Origin of the sequence: Brevibacillus sp. DP1.3A (genome assembly GCF_013284245.2) — a bacterium.
GTDB lineage: Bacteria > Bacillota > Bacilli > Brevibacillales > Brevibacillaceae > Brevibacillus.
This window is the reverse complement of sequence record NZ_CP085876.1, coordinates 4,973,719-4,986,901: the sequence shown is the minus strand read 5'-3', so window position 1 is coordinate 4,986,901 and position 13,183 is coordinate 4,973,719. Positions and strand designations below refer to the sequence as shown.

15 protein-coding genes and 1 other annotated feature (1 of these 16 cut by a window edge) are annotated in these 13,183 nt (G+C 49.3%); of the genes, 14 read left to right on the top strand and 1 reads right to left on the bottom strand.

The window, feature by feature from the left end; translation table 11 throughout:
* Positions 1 to 88: a sequence feature (ribosomal protein L20 leader region), on the top strand; it begins 63 nt to the left of the window's first position.
* A gap of 41 nt (positions 89 to 129) precedes the next feature.
* The 4 genes from infC to HP399_RS22805 all read left to right on the top strand — a co-directional run bounded on the left by infC (position 130) and on the right by HP399_RS22805 (position 1,656).
* Complete coding sequence (gene infC, locus HP399_RS22820; RefSeq protein WP_035984450.1) at positions 130 to 636, top strand: translation initiation factor IF-3; 507 nt, start codon at positions 130 to 132, stop codon at positions 634 to 636.
* A 30-nt stretch (positions 637 to 666) separates the two neighbouring features.
* Positions 667 to 864: a 50S ribosomal protein L35 gene (gene rpmI, locus HP399_RS22815; RefSeq protein WP_007728569.1), complete on the top strand. Its 198-nt coding sequence runs from the start codon at positions 667 to 669 to the stop codon at positions 862 to 864.
* Positions 865 to 955: 91 nt separating this feature from the next.
* Entirely contained in the window at positions 956 to 1,315 is a 360-nt protein-coding gene (rplT, locus tag HP399_RS22810; protein ID WP_007728568.1) for a 50S ribosomal protein L20, read from the top strand.
* A gap of 158 nt (positions 1,316 to 1,473) precedes the next feature.
* Positions 1,474 to 1,656 carry a hypothetical protein gene (locus HP399_RS22805; RefSeq protein WP_173619118.1) on the top strand — a complete coding sequence of 61 codons (183 nt, stop codon included), beginning with the start codon at positions 1,474 to 1,476 and terminating at the stop codon, positions 1,654 to 1,656.
* A gap of 66 nt (positions 1,657 to 1,722) precedes the next feature.
* On the opposite strand, the gene HP399_RS22800 is transcribed toward HP399_RS22805, so the two are convergent.
* Positions 1,723 to 2,409, bottom strand: coding sequence for a helix-turn-helix transcriptional regulator (locus HP399_RS22800; protein ID WP_173619117.1), 687 nt, complete (start codon positions 2,407 to 2,409; stop codon positions 1,723 to 1,725).
* A 212-nt stretch (positions 2,410 to 2,621) separates the two neighbouring features.
* On the opposite strand from HP399_RS22800, the gene HP399_RS22795 reads away from it, so the two are divergent.
* The 10 genes from HP399_RS22795 (at position 2,622) to leuB (ending at position 13,134) form a co-directional block, all read left to right on the top strand.
* Entirely contained in the window at positions 2,622 to 3,515 is an 894-nt protein-coding gene (locus tag HP399_RS22795; RefSeq protein WP_304502533.1) for a R2-like ligand-binding oxidase, read from the top strand.
* A gap of 157 nt (positions 3,516 to 3,672) precedes the next feature.
* On the top strand, positions 3,673 to 3,912 hold the full coding sequence (locus HP399_RS22790; protein ID WP_173619116.1) for a hypothetical protein: 240 nt from the start codon (positions 3,673 to 3,675) through the stop codon (positions 3,910 to 3,912).
* 160 nt (positions 3,913 to 4,072) lie between these two features.
* Positions 4,073 to 4,306: a hypothetical protein gene (locus tag HP399_RS22785; RefSeq protein WP_173619115.1), complete on the top strand. Its 234-nt coding sequence runs from the start codon at positions 4,073 to 4,075 to the stop codon at positions 4,304 to 4,306.
* A 237-nt stretch (positions 4,307 to 4,543) separates the two neighbouring features.
* Positions 4,544 to 5,245, top strand: coding sequence for a phosphoadenylyl-sulfate reductase (locus HP399_RS22780; RefSeq protein WP_173619114.1), 702 nt, complete (start codon positions 4,544 to 4,546; stop codon positions 5,243 to 5,245).
* Entirely contained in the window at positions 5,227 to 6,366 is a 1,140-nt protein-coding gene (gene sat / locus HP399_RS22775; RefSeq protein WP_173619113.1) for a sulfate adenylyltransferase, read from the top strand. The genes HP399_RS22780 and sat overlap by 19 nt, the downstream gene beginning before the upstream one ends.
* A gap of 676 nt (positions 6,367 to 7,042) precedes the next feature.
* Positions 7,043 to 8,779: a biosynthetic-type acetolactate synthase large subunit gene (gene ilvB, locus HP399_RS22770; RefSeq protein WP_173619112.1), complete on the top strand. Its 1,737-nt coding sequence runs from the start codon at positions 7,043 to 7,045 to the stop codon at positions 8,777 to 8,779.
* Between the two features lies 1 nt (position 8,780).
* Complete coding sequence (ilvN, locus tag HP399_RS22765; RefSeq protein WP_173619111.1) at positions 8,781 to 9,287, top strand: acetolactate synthase small subunit; 507 nt, start codon at positions 8,781 to 8,783, stop codon at positions 9,285 to 9,287.
* A 56-nt stretch (positions 9,288 to 9,343) separates the two neighbouring features.
* On the top strand, positions 9,344 to 10,366 hold the full coding sequence (gene ilvC / locus HP399_RS22760) for a ketol-acid reductoisomerase (protein WP_007728552.1): 1,023 nt from the start codon (positions 9,344 to 9,346) through the stop codon (positions 10,364 to 10,366).
* A 56-nt stretch (positions 10,367 to 10,422) separates the two neighbouring features.
* Positions 10,423 to 11,961: a 2-isopropylmalate synthase gene (locus HP399_RS22755; RefSeq protein WP_173619110.1), complete on the top strand. Its 1,539-nt coding sequence runs from the start codon at positions 10,423 to 10,425 to the stop codon at positions 11,959 to 11,961.
* 78 nt (positions 11,962 to 12,039) lie between these two features.
* Positions 12,040 to 13,134 carry a 3-isopropylmalate dehydrogenase gene (leuB, locus tag HP399_RS22750; protein WP_173619109.1) on the top strand — a complete coding sequence of 365 codons (1,095 nt, stop codon included), beginning with the start codon at positions 12,040 to 12,042 and terminating at the stop codon, positions 13,132 to 13,134.
* The last annotated feature ends 49 nt before the right edge of the window (positions 13,135 to 13,183 follow it).

Here is a 13,183-nt window from a genome sequence, read left to right as displayed (position 1 = left end):
AACTCTTACGCAAGGATCCTCGGATCTGATGAAATTGCTTAGGTGAGATATGTGCGGGCGCAGATTGCGTTCGCATATTTTTGTTCCTTCTCGAAATTGACGGGGGTGGCAAGTATTAGCAAGGATCAAATGTTAATTAACGAAGCGATCCGAGCCCGTGAAGTCCGTTTAATCGGTGCTGACGGGAGCCAATTGGGAGTCGTACCTTTTAGGGAAGCATTGCGCATTGCCCAGGAAGCTGAATTGGATCTGGTAAACGTTGCTCCTACAGCCAAGCCGCCTGTATGCCGTATCATGGACTATGGAAAGTTCAAATACGAGCAGGCGAAAAAGGAAAAAGAAGCGCGTAAAAACCAGAAGATCATCGAGCTGAAAGAAGTGCGTTTTTCTTCTAACATCGAGGAACACGATTTTCAAACAAAGCTTCGCAACGTCCGCAAGTTCTTGGAGGATCAACACAAGGTGAAGTGTACGATCCGTTTCCGTGGACGTGAAATCACCCACTCCGAAATTGGACTAGGCGTTATGGAACGTGTTGCTGCCCAGTGTGAAGATCTCGCTACGCCTGAGCGCAAGCCGAAGATCGAGGGTCGCAGCATGATCATGATTCTGGCTCCGAAAGCGGAAAAGCAGTAAGATAGTAGTTTAGACAGGAGGATTTTTCAGATGCCTAAAATGAAAACCAACAAGGCCGCTGCGAAACGTTTCAAAAAGACTGGAAGCGGCCAATTGAAGCGCGACCGTGCGTTTGGTAGCCACTTGTTCGCTAACAAATCGACGAAAGCTAAGCGCCACCTGCGCAAAGCTGCACTCGTTTCCAAAGGCGATCAAAAACGTATTGAGCAAATGCTCACTTACATGTAAGTTTTTCTTTATTACACACCATTACGCAGCATGAGCTCCCTAAGCGCCTAGCAGTAGGCCGCCATGCTGGAAAGACCAGGAGGAGTTTAGTATGCCAAGAGTAAAAGGTGGCATTGTTACACGCCGTCGTCATAAGAAAATCCTGAAGCTGGCGAAAGGATACTTCGGTTCCAAACATCGCCTGTTTAAATCCGCTAATGCGCAGGTTATGAAATCCCTGCTGTATGCATACCGTGACCGTCGTCAAAAGAAACGTGATTTCCGCAAACTGTGGATCACTCGTATCAACGCGCAAGCTCGCATGAACGGTCTGTCCTACAGCCGTTTGATGCACGGCCTGAAAGTTGCTGGCATCGAAGTTAACCGCAAAATGCTGGCTGACTTGGCTGTTAACGACAAAGCTGCGTTCAACGAACTGGCAACAGTTGCAAAAAGCAAACTGAACGCTTAATTTTTGAATAGAAGAGCCGATCTTCCCGATTGAGGGCAAGGTTGGCTTTTTTGTTGTGGTCTAGATAGCAAAATCAAACGAATAGCATCCTACACCTGTCCACACGCTATCAATCTCCTTGTCATATCTTACAGCAAAGATAGAAGGAGGTAAGTGGCATGGCAGAATTACGAGTAAGCCTATGGGCAGGCAGAAACTTTGAAGCTCGTCGTATTCGTTTTCGCAGACGTGGGGTAGCAGTCCGACAGTGTCAAGCATTTGAATTCATGACCACTTCTCAAATCAGGGAGATTCAACGGACGAGAACAGCACCGAGAAACGTGGTAGAAATCAGAACGTAGAAATGGAAGTTTAAGTCAAAGAAAAAACAACCGAGATCACATTCGGTTGTTTTTTTCTATTTCTATTCAACAAATGATTCGCTGGCGAATAGCGTCTGCCACACCTTGTGCGCGATTTTGCACACCGAGCTTTTTTAAGGAAGACTTGATGTAATCCTGCACGGTAAACTCACTAATTCCCATCCAGTCTGCCATCTCCTTAACGCTTTCGCCCCATGACATCCGCTGCATGACTTCGACTTCTCGGCGTGAAAGCTTGACGGTTTTAGGGCGAAGGGAGTCGGTTGCCAATACTTTGCCCAGCATCAAACAGTATGCGCTTAAGGATTGTACCAATTGATGGTTGATGCCGGAACAGCCATCCTGATGCCAGGAAATACCGGCGTAGCCGAGTACGTTAGGCCCATAGCTGATGGGGAGAATGAGCGCATAAGGGGCGCCATACACTAAATTGGGCGGGAACTGACGAATCGCCTCAGAATCTAGCAGGACGGCTTTCTGTTCACGGATCGCATGCTGGATGAGGGGCATATTGCGCATGTCCACCCGTATATCGCGGATGGAGCATAACTCTTGGTCGAGGATCGACCATAGTCCCTCACCCATTTGACTGAGCGTCGAGTAATTGCACAGAATGGCTCCCATGAAAGGAAAGAGATCCACGAAGCCGCGTACAGCAAGCACCAGTTTCTCCTCATAAAATGTTGTTTCTTCGATTCGGTCGATGTACATGTTCAGCTCTGGACTGACCATGGAGTGATTGCCACCTCCATTTGAGTGATGAACACCCCCTGATTTTTGGGGATATGAACGATCGTTCAGTCTGACCTATAATCTACATACAGCGCCTTCATTTTATCAAACCGCTGATCGGAGCGTAAAGAATGGATTTGGGATAAATTAACAATTACATGACTTCTTTCATTCGTTCGGAATAGAAGGCGCATGAGAAAAGGAAAGGTTGGATGGGGATGAGGAATGGTTTTGTTTCGACCAGCCAAAAAGGATTGAATCAGGAGCTACTGCCGTACCAATTGTATCAAAAAGCGAAGAGATACGGCATTTGGAACCCGCAGGACATTGATTTTACGCAAGACCGCGAAGATTACGCAAATATGAATCTGGAGCAGAAGGAAGAAACCTTGGGACGAATTGCTGGTTTTCTTGGTGGGGAAGAGGCTGTCACCCTCGATCTTTTACCTTTGATCATGGTCATTGCAGAGGAAGGGCGATTGGAGGAAGAAATGTATTTGACAACCTTCCTCTTTGAAGAGGCCAAGCATACCGAGTTTTTCCGGTTGGTTCTCGACAACATCGGCGAGTCAGGAGACTTGCATCATTTTCACGATGATGTGTACAAGCGAATTTTCCATGAGATCTTGCCGAATGCACTCAATCGTCTGTTGACGGATAAATCCCCCGAAGCCATCGCAGAAGCTTCTACTGTCTACAACATGTTTGTGGAAGGCGTGCTCGCAGAGACAGGCTACTATGCATTTTACGAAGCACTCAGCAAAACGGGGCTCATGCCTGGTTTAATGCAAGGAATTGGGTATTTGAAGACAGATGAATCGCGGCATATCAGCTACGGAACTTTCCTGCTGCAGCGATTGATCTGTGAGCATCCCCATATTTACGATGTCATTGCCAAAAAGATGGATGAGCTGGCTCCAATGGCAAGTCATCTGTACGACTGGATGGATGACCCCCAAGGGGTGAGTGCATTCGGGGTGAAGGTCACTGATTTGCAGCAGTTTGCGAAAAAGCAACTGAGTGTGCGCATGGAGGTACTTGCCCGAGCAAAAGGGCAGACGATTGAAGAGCTGTATAAGCATACAAGAACAACGATCGATGTGTAAGAAAAATAGATCCAGTTGCAGAACTAGGCTCTGGTCCTAAAGTAGAATCCGCCCAAGGTCTGAGTAAAAAACAACCTCCCGCCCGTGTTAGACAGCCTGGCTGATCCCTTACAATAAAGCCATAAGAGGAAAACATTGGATAGGGAGAGAGATCAAAATGAGAAAACAAAAGTGGATGATGATGGGAATTACAGCAGTTGTTTGTTCAGCGATGGTTGTACCAGGGGCGTTTGCCAAAGAGAAAGACGACGCACATTCCGTGACGAATACTTTCTTTGCCCCTGCTCCGTACACGACGGCTCCAGTAGTTCAGAAAACAGATGCCGTGACAGGCACGCAAAAAACAGGAAGTGCATTTATTTTCGCTCCAAATGTAAACGAAAAAGAAGAAAACTAATGGGGTTAAAGCATCCGTACAGGATGCTTTTTCTTTTGTAAAAAACGATTCCGTCTCAAGTCTGAGAAAAAAACAATCTTTCGTCCGTGTCGAGCAGACTCTCCAATGCCATACAATAAAAAGCGTTACAGGAAAACATTGGATAGGGAGAGAGACATAGATGAGAAAACAAAAATGGATGATGATGGGTGTAACAGCAGTTGTCTGTTCAGCATTGCTCGTGCCAGGAGCTTTTGCAAAAGAAAAGGATGATTCTTACACCGTGACACCTTCCTTGGTAAACCCTGGTTCGTACGCCGTACCAACGGTTCAAAAAACCGAGGCCAAAAATACGCAACAAACCGGAGCCTCTTTTATTTTCGCCCCGACAGTAAACGAAAAAGAGGAAAAATAAAGCAGCAAAAAGCTGTCAGACCCTGTCTGGCGGCTTTTTTTTGTGAAAAACGTCCCCTCTCATTGGGGGATCGAAACATCTCGACGTTTTTCATAAAAGTGGATGCGACCGCTTGCGGTCAACCAAACGGTACTGACCGTTTGGTTTGGGCGAGTTGGATATAGGTGGACGATGCGCCACTTCCAGTCACTAGGCATATGATGGTGGGTGAATCCTAGCAAGAGAGGAGCTTCGCTGATGAACAATCGCCAGAAAATGGCGGATGAGGAAATACAGGAATGGGCAAGCCGACTGGAAGCTCAAGCGCCGCAGGACGTGCTTGTGAACGCCGTGGAAAACTATGCAGCCAGTCTGATCCTAGCTGCCAGCTTTGGCGCTGAAGATGTCGTTTTAATCGACATGCTGCACAAATTGGCTCCCACCATTCCTGTATTTTACCTCGATACCAACATTCATTTTGCTGAAACGTATGATACGCGTGACAAGCTGCAAGCCAGATATGGTACGACATTTATTCAAGTGCAGCCACAGCTGACGCTAGCTGAGCAGACAGAAAAACACGGAGACAAACTGTGGGAGAGAGAACCGAATCTTTGCTGCGAGATTCGGAAGGTAGAGCCGTTAAAGCGCGTCCTGTCCAACTATCAGGCGTGGATGACAGGCATTCGCCGCGAACAATCACTTACCCGAGCGAATACAAAAAAAGTGGAGTGGGACGAAAAATTCAACCTGGTTAAATTCAATCCGCTAGCAGATTGGACAGAGGCCCAGGTGTGGGAATATATCCATGCAAATGATGTCCCTTACAATCCATTGCACGACCGGAACTATCCAAGCATTGGCTGCCGAGTATGCACGCGCGCTGTCATGCCTGGCCAAGATTCCCGATCCGGACGGTGGGCTGGCTTCGAAAAGACCGAATGCGGTCTGCACAAATGAACAGTGCAGGAGGGAAAGATGTGAAGCAAACGATCTTGCCGCACGGGATCCAAAAAGCCATTATCGTGGACAAATGGACCCTGTCGGACATCGAATGTCTTGCCATCGGAGCATTTTCTCCGTTAACTGGATTCATGGAAGAGGCGGATTACCACACTGTTGTGGAAACGATGCGTCTAGCCAATGGAACGGTTTGGCCATTGCCAGTGACATTAGCTGTTGATGCAGATGAGCACGACGATCTTGCGCCCGGCGACAGTATTCTGTTACGTGGGGAAGATGGAGTGGACTATGCGATTTTGCAGGTGAATAGCTGCTTTGTGCCAGATAAAATGCGGGAGGCCGAGCTCGTTTTTCGTACGGTGGATCTCGCTCACCCCGGTGTGAAAAAGGTGTTTGAAAAGCCAGACCTATACGTGGGTGGGTCTGTAGAAATACTGCAAAAGCCACAGCCTGAGCGCTTCTCTGATTTTTATTTGACGCCGGCAGAAACGAGAGAAAGCTTTCGAGAAAATGGCTGGAAAACGGTGGTTGGTTTCCAAACGCGGAATCCCGTTCACCGGGCGCATGAATATATTCAAAAGGCGGCATTGGAGATTGTCGATGGCCTTTTTCTCAACCCATTGATGGGGGAAACGAAATCAGACGATGTTCCTGCACAAGTGCGAATGAAAAGCTATCTCGCCCTTCTGGAAAATTACTATCCGCGCAACCGTGTACTGCTCGGTGCTTTTCCGGCTGCCATGCGATATGCGGGTCCGCGTGAGGCGGTCTTCCACGCATTGGTACGAAAAAATTACGGTTGTACACACTTTATTGTCGGCCGCGATCACGCAGGGGTAGGCGATTATTACGGCACGTATGATGCGCAGCACATCTTTTCCGAGTTTGCGCCAGGTGAGCTCGGTATCCAGCTGCTCTTTTTTGAGCACAGCTTTTACTGCAAGGCATGCCAAGGGATGGCAACGACCAAGACGTGCCCGCATGACAAAGACTCTCATATGACCTTATCGGGAACAAAAGTGAGGGAAATGTTGAGAAACGGGATCACGCCACCTCCGGAATTTACACGCCCGGAAGTCGCAACGATTTTGATAGAGGGATTGAAATCCTCGCAATAAAACGGAACCGAAAAAGCAGGAGAGGGACGGCAATGCCGTTCTTTTCCGTTGTGAAAAACTGGACAAGTTTTCCTGTATTCAGTGAAGAACGTCTCGACGTTTTTCATAAAAGTATACGCGACCGCTTGCGGTCAACAAAACGGTTTTGATCGTTTTATTGTATCCGCTTTCACGCAAAAACCGCGCTATAAAGCCATTTCCAACTGAGCATTCGTTCGGACGAAAGTCCAGTAAAATCTTTTTGTTTTCGTTGACACCCCCTAGGTGCCTAGCTATAATCAGACGTAACACTTTATTCTGACAACAACAATATTGAAAATATTGTTTTAATAGTAGGCCATGACGAGGATGGTGCGCGTTACCCCTTTTACAGAGAGCCCTGATGCTGAGAAACGGGTATTGGGTACGTCGCATTGCTCACCTCCGAGCCGTTTAGCTGAAACTTGCTTTGCAGGTAGTAGGCCAAACCGCTTAACACCCGTTAACGTGTTACAGTCCACATTTGTTGTGACTGGCTGAGATCGGCTGACCGTGAGGCGCCGATAAAGTTGGGTGGTACCGCGAACCCTTTCGCCCCAAAAGACATGGAAATAAAACCGTGTCGGGGCGAAAGGGTTTTTCTATGTGTCTATAGTTATTTTCAATACCTGTTGAGAATTGGGAGGAGGAGAGGTCAATGAGTGTTGAAATGGCCGAATTGCAGAAAAAGAACGGCATTCCACCGATTCAGTTCGGGGAAGAAGTGTCAGGAGCAGAAACGCTGCTGCGCTGTTTAATCCTGGAGCAGGTCGAATACATTTTCGGCTATCCAGGCGGTGCGGTGCTCCCCATTTATGACTCCCTGTACGGGAGCTACTTCAAGCACATTTTGACTCGCCACGAGCAAGGCGCTATCCACGCTGCTGATGGATATGCCCGAGCAACAGGCAAACCGGGTGTATGTATCGCCACTTCCGGTCCGGGAGCAACGAACCTCGTAACAGGGATTGCAACCGCTCAGATGGACTCGGTTCCGCTGGTCTGCATCACAGGTAACGTGGCACAGTCGCTGATTGGTACCGACGCGTTCCAAGAGGCGAACATTACGGGAATTACCATCCCAATTACGAAGCACAGCTACTTTGTCCGCGACATTCGCGATCTTCCACGGATTGTGAAGGAAGCTTTCCACATCGCGACAACCGGTCGTCCGGGCCCAGTATTGATCGACATTCCCAAAGACGTCGCCAATGAGAAGGCTCCATTTACCTACCCGGATAAAGTGGAGATTCGCGGCTACCGCGCTTCACTCGTACCAAGCGACGAACAAGTACAAGAGTTTGTAAAAGCCGTTAGCGAAGCGAAGCGTCCAGTCATTTTGGCGGGCGGGGGAATCATTGCAGCTCAAGCAGAAAAAGAATTGCGCGACTTTGCTGAAAAAACACGCATCCCGGTGATCAACACCTTCATGGGATTGGGCGGTTTCCCTGGAACACACGAGCTGTCGCTGGCAATGCCAGGGATGCACGGAAATTACACAGCGAATCAAGCGCTCTTGAATGCGGATTGCGTGATTGGTTTGGGAGCACGCTTTGATGACCGAATCACGATGGGACGCACGAAAGAGTTCGCACCAAAAGCCCGCATCGTACACGTCGACATCGATCCAGCAGAGCTGGGGAAAAACGTAGAGACAGCCGTTACAGTAGCAGGCGACGTGAAGAGCACGCTGGCAAAAGCAATTCCGCTCGCAAAAGCTTGTGATTCGGAAGCATGGATCAGCCAGTTGAAAGAGTGGAAAGAACAATATCCGTACAAGTACAAAAAAGATGGCGACGTATTGAAGCCACAAGCAGTCATTGAACTCTTGTACAACTCCACAGATGGGGAAGCGATCGTCACAACAGACGTTGGACAACACCAGATGTGGACAGCTCAATACTATAAGTTCAAGCACCCGCGCTCCTTTATCTCTTCCGGTGGTCTCGGCACGATGGGCTTTGGCTTCCCGGCAGCAATTGGCGCACAGATCGCTCACCCGGATCGCACGGTAATCTCCGTCGTTGGAGATGGCGGATTCCAGATGACCAACCAGGAGCTGGCAATCGTCTCCCAATACAACATTCCGGTCAAAGTAGCGATTGTGAACAACCAGTGCTTGGGAATGGTACGTCAATGGCAGGAGCTCTTCTACGATAATCGCTACAGCCAAATCGATCTGACATGCAGCCCGGATTTTGTCAAGCTGGCAGAAGCATATGGCGTAAAAGGCTTGCGAGCAAGCACGCCGGAAGAAGCCGAAGCCGTTTGGGCAGAGGCGCTAGCACATGATGGACCAGTCGTGGTGGACTTCCGCGTTGCACAGGAAGAAAATGTATATCCGATGGTTGCATCAGGCAACACATTAGATCAGATGGAATTGGGGGACGATTAGGATGCAGCAACATACCATTTCCGTACTCGTCAACGACCAACCAGGCGTTTTGACCAGAGTGGCGACACTGTTCGGCCAACGCGGCTTCAACATCGACAGCATTACGGTGGGAGGCACGGAAGAACAGGGGCTATCCCGGATGATCATTTCAACCGGGGGAGATGACCGCCAAATCAATCAGCTCATGAAGCAATTGCACAAGCTGATCGATGTCATCTCAGTCACGAATCTCAGTGAAAACCCTTTTGTATCAAGGGAACTGGCACTGATTAAAGTGACGGCATCGCCCAGCCAGCTGGCAGAGTTAAACGGAATTGTCGAGCCGTTCCGTGCCGCGATCGTCGATGTGGGTCCTAGCTCACTGATCGTGCAAGTAACGGGTGACACCGAAAAGATTGATGCGCTGCTCGTACTATTACAAAACTACGGCGTTATTGAATTGACAAGAACAGGTTCAGTAGCGATGGCGCGCAGTATTGTTCCAGCAACAGCCGCAGCAACGGTTTAAATTGCCAAATTTCAGAATAAAAATTCAAACTAAACAATTTTAGGGAGGCTATACAAATGGTAAAAATGTATTATGAAGCGGACGTAAAACAAGAGGTACTGCGTGGAAAAACAATCGCAATCATCGGTTACGGTAGCCAAGGTCATGCACAAGCACAAAACCTGCGCGACAGCGGTTATAAAGTAGTTGTGGGTCTTCGCCCAGGAAAATCTTGGGATGTTGCAGCAAAAGACGGTTTTGAAGTTCTGACAGTAGCAGAAGCAACCAAACGCGCTGACGTGGTTCAAATCCTGATGCCAGATGAGCGTCAAGCACAAGTATACCGCGACGAGATCGCTCCAAACCTGAAATCCGGCGCTGCACTTTGCTTCTCTCACGGATTCAACATCCACTACGCGCAAATCGTGCCACCAGCTGATGTAGACGTAATCATGGCAGCGCCAAAAAGCCCGGGTCACCTGGTTCGTCGCGTATACCAAGAAGGCTTCGGCGTACCTGGTTTGATCGCAATTTACCAAGATGCAACTGGCAACGCGAAAGATCTCGCACTCGCCTACTCCAGCGGTATCGGTTGCACAAAAGCAGGCGTAATCGAAACTTCTTTCCGTGAAGAGACAGAAACAGACTTGTTCGGTGAGCAAGCAGTATTGTGCGGTGGCGCAAGCGAGCTGGTAAAAGCAGGATTCGATACATTGGTGGAAGCAGGTTATGCTCCTGAGATCGCCTACTTCGAGTGCTTGCATGAGCTGAAGCTGATCGTTGACCTGATGTACGAGGGTGGCTTGGCTCGTATGCGCTACTCCATCAGTGACACAGCTGAGTACGGTGACTACAGCACTGGTCGTCGCATCATCACAGATGAAACTCGCAAAGAAATGAAAAAAGTACTGGCAGAAATCCAAGACGGTACATTTGCTCGCAATTGGATCTTGGAAAACCAAGCAAACCGTCCTGGCTTCACTTCCCGTCGCCGTCTGGAATCCGAGCATGGTATCGAGGTAGTAGGGGAGCAACTGCGTGGCATGATGTCTTGGATCAACAAAGATACGAAAAAAGAAGAAGCGAAAATCGGCCAATAATTGCCGTGTGAAAAATTTATATATAATGTAGGGAAAAATGTGGAGGTGAAAAGTTCATGCGGACCATTGAGATTTTTGATACGACACTGCGCGATGGGGAGCAGTCTCCGGGCGTCAATATTAGCACGAACGAAAAGGTGGAGATCGCCCTTCAACTCGAGAAGCTGGGCGTAAACAGAATTGAGGCGGGCTTCGCTGCTGCCTCCCCAGGTGACCAAAAGTCTGTGGCCGAAGTTGCAAAACGGGTGAAGAATGCAACCGTCGTCAGTCTGGCTCGTGCCGTAAAAGACGACATGGATAAGGCATACGAAGCGCTTCGCAACGCACAAAACGCTTCCCTCCACGTCTTTCTCGCAACATCTCCGATTCACCGTCAGTTCAAGCTGAACATGAGCAAGGAAGAAGTCCTTGCTCGGGCGGTGGAAGCAGTTACTTATGCGAAAAAGTACTTTACGGAAGTTCAGTTTTCCGCAGAGGATGCGGCGCGTACCGAGATCGAATTTTTGGCAGAGGTTGTAGAGGCTGTTATCAAAGCAGGGGCTACTACGGTAAATATTCCAGATACGGTTGGCTACATGACGCCGTATCAGTACGGAAACATTTTCCGTGAGCTGAAAACTCGGGTACCTTCTACGGATCTGATTCGTCTGAGCTGTCATTGCCACGATGACCTCGGGATGGCAGTGGCCAACAGTCTCGCTGCAGTCGAGGGTGGAGCTACGCAAGTGGAGGGCACCATCAATGGAATCGGAGAGCGCGCTGGAAATGCTGCTCTGGAAGAAGTGGCGCTTGCATTGGAGACGCGCAAGGATTACTACCAGGCGACGACCAAGTTGAATTTGAAAGAAATCGCACGGACCAGCCAGCTGGTGAGCCGTTTGACAGGGATGATCGTGCCAGGAAATAAAGCAGTCGTGGGGGCAAATGCTTTTGCGCACGAGTCCGGTATTCACCAGGATGGTGTGTTAAAAGAAGTCACTACGTACGAAATTATCCGTCCGGAATCGGTCGGCTTCAAGTCAAACAAACTGGTTCTTGGCAAGCACTCTGGGCGCCATGCTTTCAAAGAAAAGTTGGTTGATCTGGGCTATCACTTGGAGCAAGAAGAGGTAAACGTAGCGTTTGCAGCGTTCAAAGTATTGTGCGACAAGAAGAAAGAAATCACGGATGACGACATCCTCGCATTGGTCGACTCCAAGATGGTTCGCGGACCAGAAGCGTTCCAGCTGGAATCTGTACAGCTCGCTTACGGCAACATTTCCGTTCCGACAGCGAGTGTGCGACTGATTCGTGCCGACGGATCGGTATGCGAAGAAGCCGCATGTGGAAATGGATCGGTTGATTCCATCTACAAAGCGATTGACCGCGCTACCGGAGAAGAAGTTACCCTCGTCGATTACAAAATCCTTTCCGTTACTCACGGACAAGATGCGCTGGGTGAAGTGTTCGTCCGTCTACAGCAGGGCGATCTGATCGTTACCGGCCGCGGTGTGAGCACAGATGTGCTGGAAGCGAGCGCAATCGCCTATGTACGGGCAGTGAACAAGATCATGGAACGTCGTGGCGAGCCTATGCCCGTCAGTGCAACGATATAAAGATAGGTCAAATGTGGATAGGATCATAGGAACCAGCAGCGTTCGGAAACCATTACGTATAGAAAAGCGGGATAAACGATGAAGAAAAACTATCGCATCGCCGTTCTTCCTGGAGACGGTATTGGACCAGAAATCATGCAGGAAGCGGTCAAAGTCCTTACACTCGTAGGGGAACTTGAAGATGTCACTTTTACATGTGAAGAAGGCAGGATCGGTGGTATCGCAATCGATACGGATGGAACACCATTGCCAGAAGAAACGGTAACGCTGACTAAGCAAGCGGATGCTGTACTCTTGGGAGCCGTTGGCGGACCGAAGTGGGATCAGAATCCTGGGCATCTTCGTCCAGAAACAGGGCTGCTCGGCATTCGCAAAGCGCTCGGTTTGTTTGCGAACATTCGCCCAGCTACCATGCACAGCTCTCTGGTGGATGCGTCCTCCCTCAAGCCAGAAGTCGTTTCTGGTGTTGACTTGATCGTTGTACGTGAACTGACCGGGGGCATTTATTTCGGTGAGAAAAAACGCTACGACGGTCCAAACGGTGAAGTCGCAGAAGATCAGTGCATCTATCATGAAGCGGAAGTCGAGCGAATCATTCGAGTCGGTTTCGACATTGCGCGCAAACGCCAAAAGCGTCTCGTATCTGTAGATAAGGCAAATGTCCTCGAAAGCTCCCGCCTCTGGCGCAAGGTAGCCGAGCGAGTAGCGGCTGACTATCCAGATGTAGAGCTGTCTCACCAGTTGGTAGACTCTTGCGCGATGCAGCTCGTGCGTGAACCAAAACAGTTTGACGTCATCGTGACGGAAAACATGTTTGGCGACATCTTGAGCGATCAGGCAGCGATGCTGACTGGTTCGATTGGGATGCTGTCTTCGGCGAGTCTGGCAGCAGGCAGCTTTGGCCTGTATGAACCGGTTCATGGCTCTGCCCCTGACATTGCTGGAAAAGGCATTGCCAATCCGCTGGCAACCATTCTATCCGTCGCGATGATGCTTCGTCTCTCGCTCGGTATGGATGAAGCGGCAGCAGCAGTGGAAAATGCAGTTTGGTCCGTACTGGAAGCAGGACATCGCACTGGCGATATCGCGGCAGACAGAAGCAAAGCGATTGGTACAATCGAGATGGGCCAACTGGTTCGCGACGAGTTGTCCAAACAGTGGCAAAAACAATAAATCATACACAAAACGAAACCCTGCCAAAGTCCTTCGGGTGCTTTGGCAG